18 protein-coding genes are annotated in these 22,751 nt (G+C 50.1%); 7 read left to right on the top strand and 11 right to left on the bottom strand.

The window, feature by feature from the left end:
• The first annotated feature begins 53 nt into the window (after positions 1–53).
• Entirely contained in the window at positions 54–1,139 is a 1,086-nt protein-coding gene (locus tag L971_RS01205; protein WP_047373928.1) for a DUF4236 domain-containing protein, read from the top strand.
• A 29-nt stretch (positions 1,140–1,168) separates the two neighbouring features.
• Here L971_RS01205 and adhP read toward each other — a convergent pair whose 3' ends face one another.
• The gene (gene adhP, locus L971_RS01200; protein ID WP_024371042.1) at positions 1,169–2,200 is read right to left on the bottom strand and encodes an alcohol dehydrogenase AdhP; all 1,032 of its coding nucleotides are present in this window, start codon (positions 2,198–2,200) and stop codon (positions 1,169–1,171) included.
• A 179-nt stretch (positions 2,201–2,379) separates the two neighbouring features.
• Here adhP and L971_RS01195 point away from each other — a divergent pair, with 179 nt between their 5' ends.
• A complete protein-coding gene (locus L971_RS01195) occupies positions 2,380–3,123 on the top strand; it encodes a hypothetical protein (protein WP_047373926.1) in 744 nt (247 codons plus the stop codon).
• Between the two features lie 43 nt (positions 3,124–3,166).
• Here the strand turns inward: L971_RS01195 and L971_RS01190 are convergent, their stop codons facing one another.
• The gene (locus L971_RS01190) at positions 3,167–4,951 is read right to left on the bottom strand and encodes an SLC13 family permease (protein ID WP_047373924.1); all 1,785 of its coding nucleotides are present in this window, start codon (positions 4,949–4,951) and stop codon (positions 3,167–3,169) included.
• 187 nt (positions 4,952–5,138) lie between these two features.
• On the opposite strand from L971_RS01190, the gene L971_RS01185 reads away from it, so the two are divergent.
• Genes L971_RS01185 through L971_RS01175 form a run of 3 tightly spaced genes read left to right on the top strand, consistent with a single transcriptional unit; the run spans position 5,139 to position 7,385 of the window.
• Positions 5,139–5,885, top strand: coding sequence for a methionine ABC transporter ATP-binding protein (locus L971_RS01185; RefSeq protein ID WP_052200211.1), 747 nt, complete (start codon positions 5,139–5,141; stop codon positions 5,883–5,885).
• Entirely contained in the window at positions 5,878–6,540 is a 663-nt protein-coding gene (locus L971_RS01180) for a methionine ABC transporter permease (protein WP_024371038.1), read from the top strand. Before L971_RS01185 ends, L971_RS01180 begins: the two co-directional genes overlap by 8 nt.
• A gap of 26 nt (positions 6,541–6,566) precedes the next feature.
• Complete coding sequence (locus L971_RS01175; RefSeq protein ID WP_047373922.1) at positions 6,567–7,385, top strand: MetQ/NlpA family ABC transporter substrate-binding protein; 819 nt, start codon at positions 6,567–6,569, stop codon at positions 7,383–7,385.
• Positions 7,386–7,422: 37 nt separating this feature from the next.
• On the opposite strand, the gene L971_RS01170 is transcribed toward L971_RS01175, so the two are convergent.
• The 3 genes from L971_RS01170 to ahpC form a co-directional block, all read right to left on the bottom strand.
• On the bottom strand, positions 7,423–8,259 hold the full coding sequence (locus L971_RS01170; protein WP_047373919.1) for an aldo/keto reductase: 837 nt from the start codon (positions 8,257–8,259) through the stop codon (positions 7,423–7,425).
• Between the two features lie 124 nt (positions 8,260–8,383).
• A complete protein-coding gene (gene ahpF / locus L971_RS01165; protein ID WP_047373917.1) occupies positions 8,384–9,907 on the bottom strand; it encodes an alkyl hydroperoxide reductase subunit F in 1,524 nt (507 codons plus the stop codon).
• Between the two features lie 12 nt (positions 9,908–9,919).
• Positions 9,920–10,483, bottom strand: coding sequence for an alkyl hydroperoxide reductase subunit C (gene ahpC, locus L971_RS01160; protein WP_034803599.1), 564 nt, complete (start codon positions 10,481–10,483; stop codon positions 9,920–9,922).
• A gap of 324 nt (positions 10,484–10,807) precedes the next feature.
• On the opposite strand from ahpC, the gene L971_RS01155 reads away from it, so the two are divergent.
• Positions 10,808–11,494 (top strand): BglII/BstYI family type II restriction endonuclease, encoded by a 687-nt coding sequence (locus tag L971_RS01155; protein ID WP_051638847.1) that lies wholly within the window; start codon positions 10,808–10,810, stop codon positions 11,492–11,494.
• A gap of 13 nt (positions 11,495–11,507) precedes the next feature.
• On the opposite strand, the gene L971_RS01150 is transcribed toward L971_RS01155, so the two are convergent.
• Positions 11,508–11,954 (bottom strand): very short patch repair endonuclease, encoded by a 447-nt coding sequence (locus tag L971_RS01150; RefSeq protein ID WP_029333954.1) that lies wholly within the window; start codon positions 11,952–11,954, stop codon positions 11,508–11,510.
• A 54-nt stretch (positions 11,955–12,008) separates the two neighbouring features.
• Entirely contained in the window at positions 12,009–13,379 is a 1,371-nt protein-coding gene (locus L971_RS01145; RefSeq protein WP_047373914.1) for a Sau3AI family type II restriction endonuclease, read from the bottom strand.
• Between the two features lie 155 nt (positions 13,380–13,534).
• Between L971_RS01145 and dcm the strand changes: the two genes are divergently transcribed.
• The gene (dcm, locus tag L971_RS01140) at positions 13,535–14,869 is read left to right on the top strand and encodes a DNA (cytosine-5-)-methyltransferase (RefSeq protein WP_047373912.1); all 1,335 of its coding nucleotides are present in this window, start codon (positions 13,535–13,537) and stop codon (positions 14,867–14,869) included.
• Between the two features lie 360 nt (positions 14,870–15,229).
• Here the strand turns inward: dcm and L971_RS01135 are convergent, their stop codons facing one another.
• Genes L971_RS01135 through L971_RS01125 form a run of 4 tightly spaced genes read right to left on the bottom strand, consistent with a single transcriptional unit; the run spans position 15,230 to position 22,528 of the window.
• On the bottom strand, positions 15,230–16,645 hold the full coding sequence (locus tag L971_RS01135; protein WP_047373910.1) for a 3'-5' exonuclease: 1,416 nt from the start codon (positions 16,643–16,645) through the stop codon (positions 15,230–15,232).
• A gap of 27 nt (positions 16,646–16,672) precedes the next feature.
• Positions 16,673–16,843 carry a hypothetical protein gene (locus L971_RS15015; protein ID WP_156111479.1) on the bottom strand — a complete coding sequence of 57 codons (171 nt, stop codon included), beginning with the start codon at positions 16,841–16,843 and terminating at the stop codon, positions 16,673–16,675.
• Positions 16,840–19,467 carry a hypothetical protein gene (locus L971_RS01130; protein WP_052200209.1) on the bottom strand — a complete coding sequence of 876 codons (2,628 nt, stop codon included), beginning with the start codon at positions 19,465–19,467 and terminating at the stop codon, positions 16,840–16,842. Before L971_RS01130 ends, L971_RS15015 begins: the two co-directional genes overlap by 4 nt.
• On the bottom strand, positions 19,457–22,528 hold the full coding sequence (locus tag L971_RS01125; RefSeq protein WP_047373908.1) for an exodeoxyribonuclease V subunit beta: 3,072 nt from the start codon (positions 22,526–22,528) through the stop codon (positions 19,457–19,459). The genes L971_RS01130 and L971_RS01125 overlap by 11 nt, the downstream gene beginning before the upstream one ends.
• Between the last annotated feature and the right edge of the window lie 223 nt (positions 22,529–22,751).

The following is a 22,751-nucleotide window of genomic DNA, read 5'->3' as shown; positions in this document are numbered from 1 at the left end:
GTTTAACTATGGTACGTTATAAATAGGAGATGAATGACAAAGGAGGAGGAATAATGGGTTTACGATTCCGTAAAAGCATTAAAATCGCGCCGGGCGTGCGAATGAACGTCGGGAAACGAGGTGTCGGTGTCAGTGTCGGTACACGCGGATTACGGCACACGATCAACAGCAGTGGTCGAGCAACATCGACGGTCGGACTTCCGGGTACTGGATTATCGTATTCAACGTCGCGTTCTTATAAGACACCGGCCCACCAACAACGAAATGAATTGGCAAAGCGTGAACGAGAGCAAGCGAAGCTAGCAAAACAAGAGCACGCCAAGCTTCAAGTGGAATTGTATGAAAATCGAATCGAACGGATGCGCTCGATTCATCAAGAGAGCGATGAGCCGGTCGATTGGAAAGCGATCTATCATCAGGAGCCGCCGTTTGAAGTCGATAGGATCGGACCGACCGAGCAAAACGCCCGTGATCAACTGGAGTCCTACCGACCGAGTTGGATCGACCGTCTATTCAAACGAGAATCAAAGCAGAGACAACGTCTAGAACAAGACGTGCATGCAGCGGCTGAAGCTGACCGGACGCGTTATGAGGAATGGCGGGAAGCGAGAGAATTGGCGAAGCGCGTCCTACTCGGCGAAGTCGATGCGTATTATGACGTGATTGAGTCGTTTCAGCCGTTCGACGATCTGCTCGAGTTCGGTAGCGGATTCGAATGTAATGTCCCCTCACCGGAAATCGTGCAAGTCGCCTTCGATGTCAACGCACAAGAAGCGATTCCGACAACGGCGTACAGCCTGACAAAGACAGGGAAGCTCTCTGAAAGAGCGATGACAAAGACCGCCTATTATGACCTATATCAAGACTATGTGTGCGGGGCGGCGTTGCGAATTGCCCGGGAAATACTCGCGTTGCTGCAGGTACAAGTCGTCTATGTCCAAGCGTATGAAAGGCAGTTGAACACGAGTACCGGTCATGAAGAAGACGTGTTGATCCTTACCGTCCAATATGACCGACAGACACTTGAACAGATGAATATGTCACGGGTCGACCCGTCCGACGCGCTCGAACAGTTCACGTATCGGATGAACTTTCGAAAAACGAAAGGGTTTGCCCCTGTCGAGATGATCCAAACATAAAACGAGACCAAATTGGCCTCGTTTTTATTTTACTTACACTCTGCGTTTTTGAAGTCAATCACCATGCGACCTTGGATTTTTCCTTGTTCCATTTCTTCAAATACGTCTTGGACTTCGTGAAGACAACGTTTTTGAACGACAGGCACGACTTTTCCTTCGGCTCCGAATTGGAACGCCTCTTCTAAATCTTTTCGCGTTCCGACGAGTGAACCGACCACTTCGATTCCATCGAGGACGAGGCGAGGGATATTCAAGTCCATCGTCTCAGAAGGAAGACCGACGGCGACAACCTTTCCACAGGCGCGGACTGAGTCCACGGCCGAGTTGAAGGCGACTTTGGACACCGCGGTGACGACTGCCGCATGGGCACCGCCAAGCTCCTCTTGAATGATTTTGTCAGCGGCGCCATCAGTCAGTGGATTGATTGTCAAATCGGCTCCGCTCTCTTTCGCAAGTTGAAGCTTATCGTCATTGATGTCGACCGCGACGACGTGCGCATTGAAGACGTGTTTGGCGTATTGGATCGCTAAGTTCCCAAGGCCGCCACAGCCATAGATCACGACGGTTTGACCAGGTTTAACGTCAGCTACTTTGATGGCTTTATACGTCGTCACACCGGCGCACGTGATACTTGATGCTTGGGCGGGATCGAGGCCGTCCGGTACTTTGACTGTGTAGTCCGCAACGACGATAGTTTGCTCAGCCATCCCTCCGTCAACGCTGTATCCAGCGTTTTGGACGTGACGACAGAACGTTTCGCGTCCGGTTGTGCAATACTCGCATCGCCCACAGGCGTGGAACATCCAAGCGACACTGACGCGGTCCCCGATATGTAAGCTAGTGACGTCGTCTGCGATTTGAGAGACGATCCCGATTCCTTCATGGCCGAGAACACGTCCTTGGACATCGCCGAAATCTCCGGCAGCGACGTGGAGGTCGGTGTGACATACTCCACAGTACTCGATATCGACAAGTGCTTCCCCAGAATTTAGGGGGCGTAACTCTTTCTCAACAATTTCTACGTTTGCTTTACTCGATGAATTGACGATGACTGCTTTCATTGAACACACTCCTAACCCTAATTAAAGGAAATTAAATATATGTATTTACCATTTGAACACTGTCAGAATATCACATAAGCAAGTTTGAAAGCGCTTAATTTATGATAAATGTTTGTCGTTTGAATGAACTTTTCTCACAAATAGTTTCAGGGAACAATGATTGAAAAAGGGGGATGTTTATGCCAACGAGAACCGACCATTTTCACACATATAAACAAAAGATTATCGGATTGCCAGACTTGGAGGAAGCGACGCTGAAGAGTGACATGTTTCTCTTTGAAGAGGATCCCGTCAAGCCGCTCAGCATTTTTTACGCACCGTTCGAGTTCGTCAATCCGGAGGCGAAAGTCGTCATCGCCGGCATCACACCGGGTCTATACCAAATGCGCCAATCGTTCGAGGCGATTCGCGACTTGGCCGATGCCTCGGACGAGGAGGCGCTCCGGGCCGTCAAACAGCGGGGTAGCTTCTCGGGTCCGATTCGAAAAAACTTGGTGACGATGCTCGACGATTTGGACTTGCACCGTCATCTCGGTATTGAGACGACACTCGACTTGTTCGGGTCAGCGAACCATCTCGTCCAAAACACCGCCGTCTTGCCGTATCCGGTGTTCTACAAAGGGAAAAATTACAACGGCGCGAGTCCGGATTTGTTGAGGACCGACTTGTTCCAACCCTATATTGACGGGATGTTCGCCGATGAGATGGCTTTACTCGAAGAAGCGCTCATCTTGCCGATGGGCATCAACGTGCGCCGTGCCATCGAGACGCTCGTCGATCGCGGGATTGTCGCGAGTGAACGTGTCGTGAGCGGCTTTCCTCATCCGTCTGGCGGAAATGGGCATCGCCATCGCATCTTCGCCGAGAACCGAGAGGCGATGCGGGCCCATATCGCGGAACACTTCAAGCGTCATCCGATGTGAGCGCATCAAAAAAGGAAGGATCCGCGGATCCTTCCTTTTTGCGTTACATGAATAGGACGTACACCATCAACACCGAGACAATAAGGAACAGAAGACTCATGATGCCGCCGGCTTTCATGTAGTCGGCGTTCCGGTAGCCACCCGGTCCCATGATGAAGGCGTTCACTTGGTGCGTCGGCAAGATGAACGAGTTCGAGGCCGAGACGGCGACGAGAAGGGCGAGTCCGATCGGGTCCATACTGAACGTATCCGCCATCATGAGTACGAGCGGAACGAGTAGGACGGTCGCTGCGACGTTCGACATGAAGAGCGAGAAGAACATCGTGATAAGCCCGATGATGAACAAGATGGCGAGTGTGCTCCATCCTCCGACAAGGTTGACGATAGCGTTCGCCGTATAAGCGGCCGCTCCACTCTTCTCGAACGCTGTACCGAGCGGGATGAGCCCGGCGAGCAAGAAGACGGTCTTCCAATCGATTGCTGGATAAATCTCTTCTTTTGGGATGACACCGAGCAAGATCATGAGAAGTGCGCCTGTGAAGAAACTTAACGACAGCGGGAAGCCCATGAAGACGAGCCCAAGAGAGACGACGATCGCGAACAGCGCAGGTTTTTTCTTGTTTTGTTGCGGTGCGAGTTCGGGCGCTTTCACGTCACTGAGCACCGCGACTTCGCGGCCGTTACGAAGGTTGATCAAGTCTTTCCAGCTGCCATAGACGACGAGCTGCATCCCGGCTTCAAACGGGACGTCTTCAAGTGTCGTCTTCGTTCCGTCGTTCCCGATTACCGCGAGCGGTTCGAGGCGGAAGTTTTTCCGGAAGCCGATGTCGCGGAGCGTCTTGCCGATGAACGGAGACGTCGGTGGGATGATGATCTCGGCAAAGCCGCTCTCATCTTCGTTCTCAAGCGAGGCAAAGTGTTCGAGCTCAGGCTTGACTGTCAATTCATAGTCGGCGGCGAAGCGGTTGACCGCATCGATTGTCCCGAGAACAGCAAGCGTCTGTCCGTCGGCGAGGTGAGTCTTCCGCCATGGACCATAGACGTGGCTCGCATCTTCCCGGAGCGCCAAAATATTGATGCCGTAAGTCGACCAAATATTGAGTTGTTCGATTGTCTGTCCGGCGAGGCGGGCGTTGACGTCGAGCTCATGGATGTCGGTCGTCAAGTTGTGTGTCTCTTGCATGAACGACGCGCTCGTCACTTGTGTCTCACCGGACGCCTTTGGCAAGACGAGTCCTCCGGCGAAGTAGAAGTAAAGGATGCCGGTCGCGAGCAAGGCGAGCCCGATCGGCGTGACGGCGAACAAGTTCAAGGCGTCAAATCCGGACTCGGTCAACAAGTCGTTCAAGATGATGAGCGGACCCGAGGCGACCATCGTCAACGTTCCCCCGAGGATGGCGGCAAAACCCATCGGCATAATCAGTTTCGAGGCCGGGATATTCGCGTTTTTGCTGATTCGTTTCAGCGCCGGCAAGAACAAGGCGGCTGCGCCGATGTTTTGCATGAACGCCGAGATGAGGCCGACCGTCGTCGACGTCGTCGCCATGACGTTCTTTTCTTTGACGCCGACCCGTTTCGTGATGAAGCCCGCGACGACGGTCATGATGCCGGAACGCTCGACCCCGTATCCGATCAACATGACACCAATCACCGAGATGACGGCGTTCGAGGCGAATCCGGAAAACGCCTCATTCGCCGTGATGACGCCGGTCCATGGCAAGATGACCATGATCAATACGGCGACGAGGTCGGTCCGCAATTTATCGGAAACAAAGAGAAAAATCGCCAACGCCAGGACGGCGAAGGTTATTAGAATTTCAGTAGTCATTCAATATACCCCCTATGGTATTATCTGTTCTCATTATAAAGGGCGAAGGGGCGGTTGGGAAGTGAAACGTTCTTCTTTCTCTATATAACGAGACTCAAGACAAGACGCATCAACTGACAACTGTCCTTTACTTCGCTAAAATGGGGTACGAGTATCACCAAGTTTGTTATATAGAAAGGGACAGTCGATGATCACGTTAACGAATGTACGCAAACAGTTTGGACGCGATATAGCCGTAAAAGACGTCTCGCTCCACGTCAACCGTGGTGAGATATACGGCATCATCGGGGCAAGCGGTGCCGGCAAGTCGACGGTGCTTCGGCTCATGAACTTGCTCGAGACGCCGGACACCGGCACGGTCGAGATTGACGGGTCCATGATGACATCGCTTTCGACGAGGAAGCTTCGCGAGAAGCGCCACGTCATCGGGATGATCTTTCAACAGTTCAATCTCGTCGCCAACAAGACCGTCTATGACAACGTCGTCGCACCGCTCAAACTAGCCGGTCGTCCGAAAGCGACGCACGAGGCACGGGTGCTCGAATGTCTCCGCTTCGTCGGGCTCGAGACGTTCAAGGACAAGTATCCGGCCCAGTTAAGCGGAGGGCAGAAGCAACGTGTCGCCATCGCGCGGGCGCTCGCGAATGAGCCGCACGTCTTGCTGTGCGACGAACCGACCTCCTCGCTCGACCCGAACACGACGGCCGAAGTGCTCGAGGTGTTGAAGTCGATCAATGAACGGCTCGGTGTCACCATCGTCATCGTCACGCACGAGATGGACGTCATCAAACAAGTGTGTGATCGCGTGACCGTCATGGCGGACGGGGCCGTCTACGAGACGATCGACCTCGTCCCGAGCGGTGTGCCGGCCATCGACAACAATCCGGCCTGGTTCGTCGACCAGCTGAAGAAGGCGGGTGAGATGGATGCCTGAGGTGCTCGTGCAATATCAGACCGAGATTTGGCGTTCGATCGGCGAAACGTTCATCATGGTCGGCGTCTCGATTCTCGCCGCCGTCCTCGTTGGCCTGCCGCTCGGGACGTGGCTCTACTTGTCCCGAAAAGGTCAGCTCTTAGAGAACCGGGCCGTCTTCTCCGTGCTCAACTTGGTCGTCAACATCGTCCGGTCGTTCCCGTTCCTGTTACTCGTCGTGTTTTTGATTCCATTCACGCGGCTCATCATCGGAACGGCCATCGGGACGGCAGCGGCAACTGTGCCGCTCGCCATCATCGCCATCGCCCACTACTCGCGCCTCGTCGAGCAATCACTCCTTGACGTGCCACGCGGTGTCGTCGAGGCGGCAGTGTCGATGGGTGCATCCATCAAAGATGTCATCTTCAAGTTCTTGTACGTCGAGGCCCGTTCCGGTCTTGTCCTCGGACTGACGACGTCGATCATCAGCTTTATCTCGTACTCGACCATCATGGGGGTGGTTGGGGGTGGCGGCATCGGCGACTTCGCCATCCGCTATGGATATCAACAGTTCAAGACGGAACTGATGATGTACATGATTCTCATCATGCTCATCTTCGTCCAGATGATTCAGTTCACCGGTACGACCGTGGCCCGTCTCATCGACAAACGCTAATCACAAACAGAAAGAAGGAAAAACATATGAAAAAATTAATGGCACTCTTCGCTTCGCTCACGCTCGTTCTCGCGGCGTGTGGAAACGACTCAGAAACGAACACGACGGAAGCCCCGTCAAACGAGCCACAGACGCTCAAAGTTGCATCGCTCATCCCACCGATGACGGATATGCTTGAGATCGCGAAAGAACAGCTCGCTGAAGACAACATCGAGCTTGAGATCGTCGTCCTCGGGGACAACGTCCAGCCGAACACGGCGCTCGCGGCAGAAGAAGTCGATGCGAACTTCTTCCAACACGTCCCGTACATGGAAGAGTTCAACCGCAGCAATGACGCCAACCTCGTCCCGATTGAGCCGATTTACTTCGCCAACTACGGCGTCTATTCGAAAGAGTATGACAACATCGACGACATCCCGGAAGGTGCGACGATTGCCATCGCGAACGACGTGTCGAACATCGACCGTTCGCTCTCGCTCCTTGCCCAGCACGACGTGATAGAGCTCGGTGAGAAGAACGGTTCGTATTACACGCAAGCTGATATCACGGACAACCCGAAGAACTTCAAGTTTCAAGAAGTCGATTTGCTCATGCTCGCGCGCGCGTATGACGACGTCGATGCGGTCCTCATGACGCCGGCCTACGCGGCACCGCTCGGTTTGACGCCGAAGACGGACGCCCTTTTGACAGAAGGTGTCGATAACGACTTTGCGATCACACTCGTCGCCCGTGAGGACAATCAAGACGACGAAGCGATTCAGAAGCTCGGCGAGGCACTCACAAGTGACGAAGTCCGTGCCTTCTTAGAAGAGAACTACGACGAAACGGCGATTCCTGCGTTTTGACGACAAAAAGATTGAGCCCGTCGCGGCTCAATCTTTTTTAGTACTCTTCATATTCTCTCGGGTCTTGATTATCGATACGTCCATCCGGTTTTGTCAGCGCGTTGAGCGTCTCCATCTCGCCCTCGGTCAATTCGAAGTTGAAGACGTCGAGATTCTCTTTTTGGTGCATATCGCTCGACGAACGCGGGAGTGGGATGACGCCTAGCTGGACGTGCCAGCGCAAGATGACTTGCGACACGGTCTTCCCTTTTTGTCGTGCGAGCTCGGTGATCGTCTCGTCATGGATGACAGTGCGGGCGCGACTGAGTGGGCTCCACGCTTCGGTTATGATGCCTCGTTCCTTGTCGGCATCGCGTTGTTCGACTTGTGAGAAGTAGGGGTGCATCTCAATTTGATTGATGACCGGCGTCTCACCCGTCTCCTCGATTAAACGGTCGAGGTGCTCGGGCATGAAGTTCGATACACCGATGGAGCGAATCCATCCGTTTTTCTTCGCTTGGATGAGGGCACGCCACGCCTCGACATACTTGTCTTGTTTCGGGTTCGGCCAATGTAAGAGAAATAGGTCCCAATAGTCGAGGTTCGCCCGGTAAAGCGACTCGCGAATCATCTCGAGCGCGTCGTCATAGTCGAAATATTGACCGCGTAGCTTTGAGGTCAGAAACAGCTGCTCACGCGGGATACCGGATTGACGGACCGCCTCGCCGACCGTTCCTTCGTTGTCATAGCGGATGGCCGAGTCGATCAAGCGATAACCGTTCCGAATCGCGCCCGTGATCGCGTCGACACCGGTTTCTCCTCGTAAATAGACGGTACCGAGCCCGATGGCGGGAATCTCATAGCCGTCATGTAGTTTGATGGTTGGGATGTTCATAAAATGCCTCCTCATTCAAAATCCGTTCTCTTGTCCGCTATTCCACTTTCCCGGGGAATCAAACGTTTGAATCGGTCGCGGAACGATGAAAAACGCGTCCTCACAGTGGAGGACGCGTTTTGCGTTAGTTGCGAATCATATAGTCGAAAGCACCGAGTGCGGCCGTCGCACCAGAGCCCATCGAGATGATGATTTGTTTGTAGGCGCTGTTCGTGCAGTCACCTGCCGCGAACACACCTGGGACGTTCGTCGCGCCATGACGGTCGACGACGATCTCCCCGAAGTTGTTGCGTTCGACCGAGTCGAGCCAGTCCGTATTCGGGACGAGGCCGATTTGGACAAAGACGCCTTCGAGTTCGACGTGATGCGTCTCGTTCGTGTCGCGAGACAAGTACGAGATGCCGTTCACTTTGTCCGTACCCGTGATTTCTGTCGTCTGTGCATTCGTGACGACGGTCACGTTCGGGAGGCTGTGAAGGCGGTCTTGAAGCACCTGGTCGGCTTTTAGTTCAGGAGCGAACTCGAGCACCGTCACGTGCTTGACGATTCCGGCAAGGTCAATCGCTGCTTCAATCCCAGAGTTCCCGCCACCGATGACGGCGACGCGCTTGCCTTCGAAGAGCGGACCGTCACAGTGCGGACAGTAGGCGACACCTTTGTTTTTGAACTCGGCTTCACCTGGGACGTTGACGTTGCGCCAGCGTGCACCTGTCGAGAGGATGACGCTCTTACTCTTCAAGACGGCACCGTTCTCGAGTTCGACTTCGACGAGGTCAGTTTTCTCGAGACGCTTCGCGCGCTGGAGGTTCATGACGTCGATGCCGTACTCTTTCACGTGCTCTTCCAAGCTCGCGACGAGTTTCGGGCCTTCCGTGTAAGACGTTCCGATGAAGTTCTCGATGCCCATCGTGTCCATCACTTGACCACCGAAGCGCTCAGCGACGATTCCTGTGCGGATGCCTTTACGAGCCGCGTAAACCGCTGCGCTCGCGCCAGCTGGGCCGCCACCGATGACGAGGACGTCATACGGATCTTTATTTTCGAACGCCGAAGCGTCCGGGCCTGTGCCGAGTTTCGCTAAAATCTCTTCAAGTGACATACGTCCGTTGCCGAACGCCTCACCGTTCAAGAAGACGGTCGGGACAGCCATGATTTCTTTCGCTTCGACTTCCGCCTTGAAGGCGCCACCGTCGATCATCGTATGGGAGATGTTCGGGTTGAGCACGCTCATGACGTTCAGTGCCTGGACGACGTCTGGGCAGTTGTGGCAGCTGAGGCTGATATACGACTCGAAGTGGTACGTGCCTTCGATCTGTTGAATTTGTTTGATCGCGTCCGCGTCGACTTTCGGCGCCCGGCCGCTCACTTGGAGCAACGCGAGGACGAGTGACGTGAACTCGTGACCGAGCGGGATTCCTGCGAAGACGATTCCTGTCTCTTCAGACGGACGGCTCACGCTGAAACTCGGTGTGCGATCGAGTGTGACGTTCTCGACCGAGATGCGTGACGACATGCTCGCGAGTTCGTTCACGAGGTCGAGCATCTCTTTTGAAACCGTGTCGTCTCCAGCGCTGACACGGAGGACGACATCGCCCTCCATGAGCTGGAGATATTGGTCCAACTGTTGTTTAATATCTGCTTCTAACATGTAATCCGCTCCTTACAACTTGCCGACGAGGTCGAGGCTCGGGCGAAGTGTTTCAGAACCTTCTTCCCATTTCGCCGGGCAGACTTCGCCTGGGTTGTTGCGGACGTATTGTGCCGCTTTGACTTTGTTGACGAGCGTGCTCGCGTCACGGCCGATGCCGCCTGCGTTGATTTCAACTGTTTGGATGACGCCGTCTGGGTCGATGATGAACGTACCGCGGTCAGCAAGGCCATCTTCTTCGTTCAAGACGTCGAAGTTGCGTGAGATTGTGTGTGATGGGTCACCGATCATGATGTACTCGATTTTGCCGATTTTCTCAGACGTTTCGTGCCATGCTTTGTGCGTGAAGTGTGTGTCAGTCGATACTGAGTACACTTCGACGCCGAGGTTTTTAAGTGTCGCGTATTCGTTTTGAAGGTCTTCGAGTTCAGTCGGGCAGACGAACGTGAAGTCAGCTGGGTAGAAGCAAACGACGCTCCATTGACCTTTGAAGTCGTTGTCCGATACTTCGAGGAATTCACCTGTTTGGAATGCTTGTGCTTTGAAAGGTAAGATTTCTTTGCCGATTAATGACATGGGGTATGTCCTCCTTGGTTTTTTACTCTAGTGGACTTTAGTCTCTACTAGAATAATTATAATGTAATACTAACTTCATATAACCGTCCAAAAATGTCAAGGCGTTTGCACAGTTGGAAAAATGTTGATATATCAATGTTTTATGGATGAATCGCTTGTTGAAAGGAAAGAAAACGATTACAAAACAAATGTGCTTTTGTTTTCAATCATGTATCTTGATAAAGTTATGAGGAGTGGCATGAGTTTGATTCTATTGAAGAGAAAGCCACCATTCTCGTCGTAAAGTATGTCATTATCAATTACAACCAAAAAAGGATGAGGCAATTGAGATATCGAATCCATTCACATCGATTTGGCGAGACCATCTTAAAGAACGATGAAGAGTTCACGGAGATTTGGTCGGAGATTCATGGAATCATCCAATCAATCAGTGACGAGGCGATCATCAAGAAATTCGAAGAAAAGTATGCCGGCAAGAACAAAAGTCTTTCCTCGACATTGAATGATTTGTTCAAATCAGAATTTATAAGAAGGGGATGGGCGAGTGAGAGCCCGATCTTCCAGGACCGTGACTATTCGGAGAACGTATGGCGCCTCGACTTTGCCAAAGAAAACATTTCAGTGGAGGTCGGGTTCAATCATTCAGGGACAATCGCATGGAATCTATTGAAACCGGTCATTGCGAGCGAGCTCAACCATGTCGAGAAAGCAATTCAAACACGAATTGGTGTCATTATTTGTGCGACACAGCGACTTCAACGTGCTGGAAACTTCGACAACGCCATAGGTACCTACGAAAAGTACGTTCACCATTTGAAGCCGCTGAACACGCAGTTGACCGTGCCGATTGTCATCATCGGGCTTGAGGCGCCTGAGACGTTCAGAATTGTCGAGCATGTGAATGAAGATGGCAAAAAAAGAGGCCGTGTAGAAGAAATCTACACGGACCTGATTGTCGATGATGCGACGGAGACGTATGATGAACCATTGTTTGATGAGGACCTGGATTAACGAGTAAAACGAATCATCCACTTCGTTTATGGCGACTGACCTTGGCCATGTCGACGAAATGAGTGATGGTATAAATCACGTGATCAAAGTCCTCGTTGACCTGATGCTCCCAAAAGCGTAAGATGATCCATCCTTCCTCGACATAATGTTGCGTGACGTCGGCATCGCGCTCGATGTTACGACCGATCTTCTGTCGCCAAAACTCCGCGTTCGTCTTCGGAAGTTTGAAGTGAAGGGGACAGCCATGCCAATAGCAGGAGTCCAAAAAGACGACGACACGGAGTCCGGGAAACGAGATGTCTGGTGTCCCATACAGCTTCCGATTGTTCTTCCGATATCGATATCCGGCAGCCCAAAGTGCTTTTCGGACCTTCACTTCCATTTTGGTATCCTTGCCACGATTCCCGCTCATCGTCTTGAAGACGGCTGGACTCGATGCTTTCGGTACATTTCTGGCCATACCTTCACCTCCCTCTAGTAAGAGGATTCCACTTGAGGGAGGGAAATACTCATGTTAAGCGTCTAGAATCTGCTGGATATAGTTTTTGTCTAACCAGAACGATTGCTTGGTAATCCACTGACCGTCTGGGAGTTTCACTTTATCTTTCCCATCTAAAGCTTTCGAGCGTACGTGAGCGACTCGGTTGAACGTCGGACCAGGAAGGTTGTTTTTGACACCACGTTTCACAGGTGTCAGTTGCACTCCCGCACGGACCACCCGCTGGGCCTCACACCACATCGATTTCAATTCGCCGTCGACTGTTCCGAGCGGCATGTTCCACAGGCGTATCCCTTCGAAACGAGGGATACGTTTTTGTTTGGGAACGTAGTCCTCGTCATATCGGAATACGAGGAAGAGGTATTTCTGTTCGGCGAACGTGTCGTACAAGTCGGATTCTTCCCAATCTTCTTGAGACAAGGCGTCGAAATCGACTTTTCCGAATGACATGTGCTCTCGGATTTTGCCGTCAGGCTCTCGGGCAATCGTCTTGAACTTGATGTTCGCTTTCGCAAACTCTTCGATGCTCGACAAGTCGGTCTTTCTGACTCCTAAAAGTTTTGCCATGACTCGCGGAATCATCGCTTTATTGCTCGGGTTATATGGGATGCTGGTCTCCTCGCATAATTCGAGTACCGTCTTCCCGTAATGAGGCGCGAGTCTTGCCTCGAGGAGTTCTTCAATCGACATTTCTTTCAGTTCACCATGGTTGGCGATTGACTCCATCAATTCTGGGGTCAAGTACTGACGGACGAGCCCTGACATATAAGAAGCTTTGAGAGAAAAGGCACGTGGCTTTGCTGGTTGTTCTGAGAACGGTTGGCTGCGAACGACCGAACCATTTGCTCCTTTCGTGCAGGCCGATAAGTACATCGTATCGGCCTCGGAAATCAAATGGGCCTCTCCACGTTTGATTTTTGCGACAATCGTCTCCCAGTCTTGGCGCATCACGTCCAAGTCTTCCTCTGAGAACTCGTTCAAGAATGCTTTGTAGATACGGTAGTCGTCGATAGGGATGTTCGGCTCATATTGATAAAGCATGATAAGCATGCTCGTGGCTTTGGTTAAGAAGCTCGACGTCTCGAACGAATACTCGTGCTCGTTATGATAATCAATCATGTTCAGAACGAGCCGCTCCTTCGATGAATATGTACCGTTCTTGTTCTTCTTGAAAGGGGTGACCTTCAATTCGATGCCGAGCTCTTCAAAATCAGGCCGTGCGTCCGAATTGATCGGGTAGCTGAAATGGCTCTCCTCGATGATGTGACCGAGGGATCCTTTCGACCGGACATTCTTGATACGTCCGGTCGTGTCAATCTCTCCGAACGTTTTTCCTTCAGCCTCTCTTGCTTTATTCATCAATTCTTGAATCGTTTCGTACCGCAAAATAACTCCTCCTACATTTTACATATATAACCATTATAGCTTGTTGTTGATCCCATTCACCTTTTCTGTTAAACTAATCTCAGCGAGAAAGTTCATTTGAGATAACTTATGAAATAGAGTAAATTTAAGATAGAAAATACGAAAGGGTGTTCCCATTGATTAAAGTAGTTGAGTTATTTGCTGGTGTAGGAGGTTTCCGCATCGCACTTGAAGGAATTAAAGACGTGAATGCCGAGCCTACATTGGACAAATTCGATGTGGTTTGGGGCAATCAATGGGAACCGGCGACGAAGAGTCAACCGGCCTTCGATTGCTACGCCGAACGGTTCAAGGGCCGCGGCAAACATTTGAACGAAGATATCGCCCTGTCATGGATGGAAGCGGGTCCGCACCACCTTTTGGTCGGGGGGTTCCCGTGTCAAGACTATAGCGTGTCGCGCAGCCTCAAGAACGAACAAGGGATCCAAGGGAAGAAGGGTGTCTTGTTCTGGGAAATCATGAACATCATCGAACAAGAGAAACCGCCTTACGTGTTACTCGAGAACGTCGATCGACTCATGAAGTCTCCGGCCAAACAACGGGGACGTGACTTCAGCGTCATGCTTCGTGCGTTCGCCGACCAAGGCTATACGGTCGAGTGGCGCGTCATCAATGCGGCCGACTATGGGTTCGCGCAACGCCGTCGTCGCATCTTCATCTTTGCGACCCGCACCGACCTGAATCATTCGGCACGTGCTCAACAGGCAAACCCTGAGGAATGGTTGCTCGAATCAGGCTTCTTTGCCCCGGCATTCCCGGTCCATGAACTGACGAGCGATAAACATCCGGGCTCGCAGTTCGAACTGCCGAAAGATATCGTCGAAATCTCTGACACGTTCTCGGCCACGTACCGGAACGCAGGGATTATGTCGGGCAATCAGGTGACGACGCTCGAGACGTTACCTAAACGCGAAGTGCCGAAGACACTCGGCGAAGTGGTCCAAGAAGTCTATGAGCAGTTCGGTCCTGCACCGGAGCAGTATTATTTGGATACCGAGACGATTAAAAAGTCGGGTCGGAACGAGCAGGAAGAGTTAGCTTACTTGAAAGGGCCGAAGAAAATCGAGCGGATCTCGGCGAGTGGTCACGTGTATGTATACGCTGAAGGCGGCATGTCGTATCCGGACTCGCTCGACCTTCCTGGACGTACGATGTTGACGAGCGAAGGTACTTGTAACCGTTCGAGCCATGTCATAGAGGATCCGCAGACGAAGAAGCTTCGTTACTTGCGCCCTGAGGAGTGTGAGGGACTGAACGGATTCCCTTATGGATGGACGGATATGATGACGGACCGCAAACGTTACTTCACGATGGGGAACGCCCTCGTCGTCGGATTGATTGAGCGGATGAGTCATCGAATCGCAGAGGTCCATGAGCAAGAGGATGACCAGAACATCTTGCAGGAAGCGGTTCAGATGCAGCTGTTAGGAACGTATAATAATTTTAATTAAATTTTGAAATTCAGTTTCTTTGGGGCGAATCATATCGATGATTTGACCCTTTTTATTTCGATTTGTTGTTTGTGGCCTTAAATTGATTTTAAGACTCGACAAAAGAAAAGCGTGTTGAGCAGAAATCTCATTTTCTGCTCAACACGCTAAGGTCACAATTTGGTTCAAATACTTTCTCAGATGTTTCAAACTTCGCCAGTTCCTCCACAATGACGACAGCCTCTTCCGTTACAACCTGGACATATTTGCCCAATTACAATTTCCATTTTAGCTCACCTCCTTAAAAACACTCTTTCCTTTAAATTAAATGTTCTTTGGAAATACTTAGCTTTATCAGCCTCAAAAAAATTAATTACTGGATTAGTGAATGTCGTACAATTTAGAATCCATCTCGAGCAACAAGCGGTTCTCGGTCTCATAAGACAACATGTAGAGTAGCGACTTCGCACGTGTCATTGCAACGTATAGGAGTCTTCTCTCGTTGTCCCAATACTCGCTCGCGTCCTCCTCTGTAGGAAGAATTGTAGGGTCTATCAAGTCCACGATGAGGACGACATCGAATTCGAGTCCTTTCGCAGAATGGAAAGTGCTGAATTTGACGCCTGGGGAGAACGGGTCAACGTCCTGTTTTTCACGTACGTCAGTGTAGGGTATTCCCTTACGACTGAGTTTACCCCCGAGTCGATGTACTCTCCCATGGGACCAACGAGAGAGGATTCCGATGGTTGCGGCTGGCGATTCCTTGAGAATTTCGTTAATCATGGTGAGCACTGCCTCGTCATGACGAACTTTGTCATCAAATCTTCTAAGGACGGGCTTGTACCCAGTGCGTTCCGGTAAGACAGGAACGACATATTCCTCATCCTGTGTGATTGAATCGTTCTGTTGTAGACTGACAGCAAGTTCGATGATTTGTCTTGTGGAACGATGTGAGTCTTTTAGGATTTTTGTACGTCCCCCCTGGATGTTCAGTCCGGCTTCGCGCCAACTGAACGCGGTGTCATAGATTTTCTGCCCTTTGTCGGCCGCAATTGTAATGGTCTTTCTGACGCATTTTTTCAATAACCGTATTTGACTGAGCTGGAGATCCTGTGCCTCATCGACGAATACATGATCGAGTTTCGCCGTCTCCGGGATTCTATCCTTTACGTTCAATAATTTGTATGCGAAGTCATCGAAATCACGATTTTTTCCTTTCAAATTCTCATAGTTCCAGAAAATTTCGTAGATGACTTCTCTATCAGTTGCTGTTACTCGTGTGCTAGCTCCTCTTCCTCGTCGGCTAACAGCGGCGTACTCGGACATCGTCCGAATCTCCATACCTTTGATGAAGCTGATCTCTTTCTGCAGGAACTCGACGTACGACTCATCCTTGACAAATCGATGGTCTATCTTGGTGAGCGAGATTGCGCGCTTTACGAGGTTTGTCTGGTCGCTCCCCTTGATTAATCTATAACTGCCGCTGAAAATTTGTCCATAGAGCTTCATTGTCCAGGCATGGACCGTACGAACATCAAGATTCCCGAGACCATATCGTCTCATCGTAATCTGGGAAGCATTCGTCAGTGACGTCGCATACGTTAAAATCATTACCGTGTCGTCTGCGTTCTTCAAGGCTTTCTTCTTAGCTTTTTTCAAGAGTACTAATGTTTTACCGCTCCCGGCAATCCCTCTTACCAACTGTTCCTCTGAATCGTTATCCACGATTTGCTGTTGTTGCGGGGTGAGAATAATGTCGTCCTCTGCCCGGTTATCCGTTACTATCGTATGGTTCATAATGCCTCTACCTCTCTGTTTATTTATTTAATCATCGTCGTCGTCATCATCGTCAGCGTCTAACTCATCCCAGGTGTTGGTCGTGTCGAGATTCGAAAGCGCTCGGTTCATAAATTCGAGCGCCCGCTCGTCTTCTGGTCTTGTTTTCGGTGCCTCCACTCTCCAACTCTCTTCCACCAACTTCCACAAGTCTTTCATCTTGTTCCTCCCTCGTCTTCCTCAGACGAGTACACGTCGGGACAAATATCCTGAAACGGACAATATTTGCATTCCTCGGTCTGATTCGGTTCGAAGTTCTCATCATTTATTAGTTTGTACTTAATCTCCTCAATTAGTTTGGGCATGTCCATCGTTACTTTTCTTCTTAGTTCGTCACGGCGTGAACGCTTCAGACCAGGGAGTTGAAGGTCCTGTCGTGCCATGTTAATTTTGATACCATCAATAGCTTCTTCCTTGTCTCTCTTACCAACCCGCTGGATGTATTTCTTTGCAATCATGTTTTTCCTATATTCTGTCCATCCAGGAAAGAGTGAGCTAACTTGTCGTACAACCTTCTCGTCCGTACATGTCGATGCACGCCTAGCGATACGAAGTAGGTCCGTATACTGGAATTGTTGATGGAACTCGGTGTCGAAGGTCGGAAACTCCGAGAGGATATACCCATACCGGAACCTTCTGTTACATGTGGAGTATTCCATCAAAAAGTCAGGGACCGTTAATCCTTCAAAGCTTTCTTCTTCTGTAACCACTTCTCTCTCGAAATCGTACACGTTATCACGGATGTCACGTCCTTCCGTCGACGTCGGGAAACTGCCTGGATGGGTTACAGTCAGGTCGAGCTGCTTCGCATAGAGCGCCTGATCCATGTCAGTCTTGTCGAGGTAGCTCCGCATCCAGGATAATTCTGTATCATCCGTATTTAGGAACTCTAGGGTGATGTAGAAAAGATACCGTGATATGTGCTTAATTGACTTGTTCCGGAGTGTGTCCAGTTCGAGTACCTGATATCTCTCGGACAAAGCTTCATAGGTCTTATCCTGGAACGGCCATGGCAACGAGAATTCACTCAAAGGAAGACCACGCTCGTCGAGCCCCGTGACGTAATATTTCTTTCCGGATTTGAACGCTTCACCGTCAACCTCAATGAAAGGCTTGATGAGTAAATCCTCTTGAGGCTCAAGCTTACCGCTTAGATAAAGGCTGACAGCCTCGCCCACGTCCTCATAGAGGAAGAACGTATCGTCCTCTATGCGGCCGAGTTTCTCGTTGAGTGCTTCGAGAATGCGCGTCTCTTCATTGATCAGTTCCATGTGATTGCTTGGATTATACTTCGACACCATCTCAAAAACCTTCCTGAAGTGTTTACCAATTTGTTCCTCTTCTTCCTCGATGTGGAAGAGTTCCTTTGAGATGAAATCAAGCTGTCTCAGAAAGAAGCGAATCGTCTCCATCTCTCTGTGTTCGAGTGAGAATTGCGAGATTCGCGCGAATGGACTACGCATGCTCTTGATAGCGCGTCCGTCGCCTGCTTTCTCATAAGGGAAGAAGACCTGGTCGTACAATTCCATCAGTTCGTTAGAACGGGATTTCCACTGTTCTAGCGTCTCACATCCCTCAAAATAGGGAAGTATTTTCTTCAGCTGTCCGGTATAGTCACGTGCGTTTCTGCCGCTTTTGGGATCGTACAGCCAACCGCTAGTAAACGTAGCCATCAGAATTTCGGAGTCGAGCATGAAGCCGTCCTCTGTTCGGATGCTATGGATTTTACTGAGGAATTGACCTACTGGGTATTGGAGGAAGTTCCGAGTACCTGTTACCATGTCCGGATAGTATTGATCGAGAATCTCGTTCAACATATCGGCATTAGTTGCGATGATTTGTGTCGAGGTATTCTCCCTATTTATTTCACCAATCGGATATGACGGAACGATTACCTTATTCATGAACTCGAAGAACGATTCGTAGGCAACGATTTCACGCTCGGCGTTATTCACGGGTGCGCTTCCTTCCTCATAGGCGCGCAAGAACACGTTTCCCATCCCAAGGTCGCTATCGACACGTGATTTGCCTATCTCCCAATCATCCGACCAGCCATACTTTTCTGTGATGAAGGCTCTCGTGAATCCGAATGTATCTGGATAGCGTTCATCGAACAGATTGAAGAAGATGACTTCCAAGCCCCCATTACGGACGCATTCAAGAAAACGTTGTTGTTCGGGCGTGACGAAATAGAAGCCGTGTAGGACAATCTTGTCTTCAGCGAGCGGAAGGGACCGCCCGTCTGATTCGCTCATACCTTCAAGGACCGATAAAATCTGGCGCTTCGCCCAATTTTTTGCCATCTCTTCCCGGAGCGTGGCGTAAGAGGGGTCTACCTGCTCTAGCTCATGCCATATTTCGACTAGCATCCGTTCCTTCGCGGATAGGTCATCAATATTCGCCAAAACGGTAGAAAGATCCGCCGGCCCTATGCCCGAATAGGCGAGTAACCGAAGCGTATCGAGCACGTGCTTTTTATTCTTGCGGAACGAATCTTTGATGCTTTTCTCATCTTCCCGCGCGATGTGTTCCTTGAGAACTTTCGAGAGCTTGAGATACTGTTGTAACTGTGTTTCCGCCGAGTTCCAATCTGGTTGTGTCGCCGAGATGATTTCTCGAATCGTATGAACGCGTTCGAACGCTCCTACTTCCTGGTAGGCTTCTTGAATCCCCTGTGCAACATTCTTCGTCGCACAGACGTGAATCGCTCCTTTGATTTCCTCGTACCTCGGATGGGAGCGCCATCCTTTCGGGTCGTCGTAAGTATATACCTTAACGGACATGATTTATGCCTCCCATCGCCTTCTCTAATAGTTCTCCCCACGTATTCTGTTTTACGTCGGATTCGATGAGCACAATTTTTTTCTTCGCACGCGTCAGCGCGACGTATAGGAGTCGGGTCTCCTCCTTAATAATCTCATCGTTTTCTGAAACTTCTAGACTATCGAAGTGTTCACTCTTGCCTTCTCCCTGATCTGCGGAAAGATCCCAGCCGACTCGTCGTGCTCGGCTCGTCTCCTCTTTGAGTTCTTCTTCGACAAGGAACGCACTCCGATGGTTTGTGAATGGGAAATCGAGTCTCGGAAGAATGACCGTGTGATACTCGAGCCCTTTTGCACGATGGATTGTCGTGATTTCAATTCGCCCCGGAGTTGTCATGTCCATCGGCGAGTTCTCGGTAGTGTTCACCCGTACCTGTAGCGTGAGCCACCGATGAATCGTCCATAGCGTGCTAGTGTCTGGTCCGAAATGTTGATGGAGGAGATTCATCAGATGGGCGAGGTCGAGCTCGTACTGACGTACCTTACTCGCCGCAACCTCGGTGTTTCCAGTGACTCGTTCATAGTACAGTTGCAAATTGTGCGACAATCCTTTTTCTGAGATGATGCGTTGTATTACGGCCATCAATGGCAGGCGGCGCATATCCTTAAGGTATCTAGAGAAGTCATCCCCAATCCGCTCCTCGATATATCGAGAAATAGCTTTGCCATCTCCTTCGTGAGCGACCAAAAGTCTCGAAGGAATTTTGTAATGGAAGTAAGGCGACTCGAGTACCGTCACAAGATGGACAGCCTCGCTTGGATACATCATTGCCTCTATCAAGGATTTGAAGTGTATCACGGCATCTGAACGGTAGAAAGTACCGTTCAGGTTCTGTTTGATGGGAATGCCTGCCCCCTCACAAACTTTAGCGACTTCCTTCGCTTGTCGATTCGTCCGTACGAGCAGAGCTACTTTCTCTCCTTCCTCCTTCGCAGCAGCGACTTCGGCAATTCCCTCCTGAATCCGTTGTAACATCGCTTCGTTCATCGCTTTCTTGCCTTTATACTTGTCAATCCTGATCCGCTGTAGTTCGTTCTCGTCCTGTCCCGTACGTATCATCCCGATGAGGCGGTCTGATTTCGAATAAGGGAGGAGACCATGTCCGTCATCCCCCCAACGGGTAAAGAGTCCGTCCAACTGGTCGAGGAGGCTACTGTTAGTACGATAATTCTGGTTGAGGCGAACCTCAAGGATACTCGATTTGACCTTGTCCTCTAGACGTTCGAAGGAGGTATAGTCCGCACCTCGGAATCGATAAATTGATTGTTTTACGTCGCCGACCACGAAGACTGTATAGCCGAGTTGCTCATGCAGGCTCGCCACCAGCTCAATCTGAGTGTTGTCGCTGTCCTGGAACTCGTCGACGAACAGATACTTTCGGGACTCGAGTTGGTTCATCTTCTTGTTGTCCGTGAACCATCTCATCTTCCTGATCATGTCTCCCATGTCGATAGCATTATCCCTCCGTTTGACACGTTCGAGCTCGGTATCGCAACGTGAGAAGACATATCGAAACAGGTCGTGTAGCGTGGTATGAACAGCTTCCGTTGCACTTCCCCAGTCGAGTCCCTCGATTTCCTCGCGGGTAAGTCCTTTCTTCTCCATCTCATCCCAGAACTTTCGCATCATACGCGTGATGCGATAATGCTCCAAGCCACTCTCGAATAATTCATCTAGACCATGTGTAGAAAAGCCGCTTGACAAGTACTCATCGGCCAATCGCTCGATAATTTGATCCTTCACCCGGATGTAGCTCCTTACTTTGACGTCGATTCCGAATCCCATTTCGTGTGCTAGTTTCGTTAGGATTGACTTGGAGTAGGAATGGATGGTGCTTATTTGCATGTTCTTGACGTCCTCTGCGAGTTCGAGGTAACGCTTTCGTCGTGTCAGCGCAAACATCGTCAGCATTCTGTCCTGAAACCGGCGTCGCATCTCGTCCGTTGATTCGTTCGTGAAGGTAATCATAACGATGTCCTTTAAGTCGACTCCTTCACTTTCAAGAAGATACATGACTCGATCAATCATCACATGCGTCTTACCTGTACCTGCTCCTGCCATAATCTTCAGGTTGTCTCTGACAGATGCGTGTACGGCTGAATATTGGCCATGGTTAAAGTTTCCACACTCTTTTATAAGTTCTGACATTTTTTCAGAAAGTGCCCCGTTTTGGATACATGTGAAGTCATACAGATTATGGGGTGCATCGAGGAAAAAATATTGGAACTGGAATTCCTCGATGAATCTTTGATGATCCTTGAGGAATTCCGACGGTAGCTCAAATGATGAGAAGACATAGACCTTCTTGCCTTCTCTTAAAGCTAATCGGATGGATAACTCGTTTGAGACGAAGGTCATGGAATCAGGGAGGAAGTAGGTCAGCGAGAATACACCTTTCGATTCCATCACTTGTTGAGCGGATGGTGTAGATAAGGGTTCTTCCAGGACTGAGAATCGTCGTTTCATAGCGTTCCATGCTGCATCAACGAGCATCTTCGGTTGCTTCCTGATATTAATCAGCTTCAATCTGTTCACAAGATTAGTGTCGTCGAGGTCCTCTTTGAAAAGGATAGGAGGGACATTCAACATGCCATCGTATCCATAGTCCACCCATTCCTGACGCGTAATATAAGGAAGGGCTACGATGGCACGACGTCCAAGGTTCCGGTAGAATAATGGCTCCTCTTCGATATTTCTGCACAGCATGTCCATCTGGCGTTCCGCCTGAGCATAAGGTTCAACCGTAAACGTCTTATCACTTTTCCTACAGGTCCACACCTTCCCAGATATGCTTTGGATTTGTCGGATGCTTAGTCCTTTGACTTCGATTATGGTCACTCCGATTTCGCGGTCTACAATTAGCACGTCAATTTCTCTTCGATAGGCATTAGCCTCTTCGAACATCGGATAATGGAGAAAGCCGAAGCTCTCTCGTCCCGCAAATCTTTCTTCGATTTTATCCCACACAATCAATTCCGCTTCATGTCCTGGACCTTTTTCTATATTTCCTTTTATAAACACGTTACTCACCCCATCTGACTTGAAAATGTTATATTGAAATTTTATACTTTTTTCACATTTTTTACAATTGATGAATTATAAAGTTAAGTGATTAATGTAAGCAAGTATAAATCAAGTGAATATATACGGGCAGAAGAAATCGCAGAAGAGCGATTAAATTTTATGGTTTAAATTTTCCTGTATGCGACTTTAATTTTGAACCTCTGTATGGTGAGAGAGAAAA

The organism is Exiguobacterium sp. ZOR0005 (assembly GCF_000798975.1).
GTDB lineage: Bacteria > Bacillota > Bacilli > Exiguobacteriales > Exiguobacteriaceae > Exiguobacterium > Exiguobacterium aurantiacum.
Note: the sequence above shows the minus strand (reverse complement) of the source record. Positions and strands in the feature narration are given on the sequence as shown.

Coding starts and splice junctions, on each gene's coding strand:
- L971_RS01185 (WP_052200211.1), top strand. CDS start 5,139: ATGATCACGTTAACGAATGTACGCAAACAGTTTGGACGCGATATAGCC.
- L971_RS01205 (WP_047373928.1), top strand. CDS start 54: ATGGGTTTACGATTCCGTAAAAGCATTAAAATCGCGCCGGGCGTGCGA.
- L971_RS01170 (WP_047373919.1), bottom strand. CDS start 8,259: ATGAACATCCCAACCATCAAACTACATGACGGCTATGAGATTCCCGCC.
- ahpF (WP_047373917.1), bottom strand. CDS start 9,907: ATGTTAGAAGCAGATATTAAACAACAGTTGGACCAATATCTCCAGCTC.
- adhP (WP_024371042.1), bottom strand. CDS start 2,200: ATGAAAGCAGTCATCGTCAATTCATCGAGTAAAGCAAACGTAGAAATT.
- L971_RS01135 (WP_047373910.1), bottom strand. CDS start 16,645: ATGAACCATACGATAGTAACGGATAACCGGGCAGAGGACGACATTATT.
- L971_RS01130 (WP_052200209.1), bottom strand. CDS start 19,467: ATGTCCGTTAAGGTATATACTTACGACGACCCGAAAGGATGGCGCTCC.
- L971_RS01195 (WP_047373926.1), top strand. CDS start 2,380: ATGCCAACGAGAACCGACCATTTTCACACATATAAACAAAAGATTATC.
- L971_RS15015 (WP_156111479.1), bottom strand. CDS start 16,843: ATGAAAGACTTGTGGAAGTTGGTGGAAGAGAGTTGGAGAGTGGAGGCA.
- L971_RS01150 (WP_029333954.1), bottom strand. CDS start 11,954: ATGGCCAGAAATGTACCGAAAGCATCGAGTCCAGCCGTCTTCAAGACG.
- L971_RS01190 (WP_047373924.1), bottom strand. CDS start 4,951: ATGACTACTGAAATTCTAATAACCTTCGCCGTCCTGGCGTTGGCGATT.
- L971_RS01180 (WP_024371038.1), top strand. CDS start 5,878: ATGCCTGAGGTGCTCGTGCAATATCAGACCGAGATTTGGCGTTCGATC.
- L971_RS01175 (WP_047373922.1), top strand. CDS start 6,567: ATGAAAAAATTAATGGCACTCTTCGCTTCGCTCACGCTCGTTCTCGCG.
- ahpC (WP_034803599.1), bottom strand. CDS start 10,483: ATGTCATTAATCGGCAAAGAAATCTTACCTTTCAAAGCACAAGCATTC.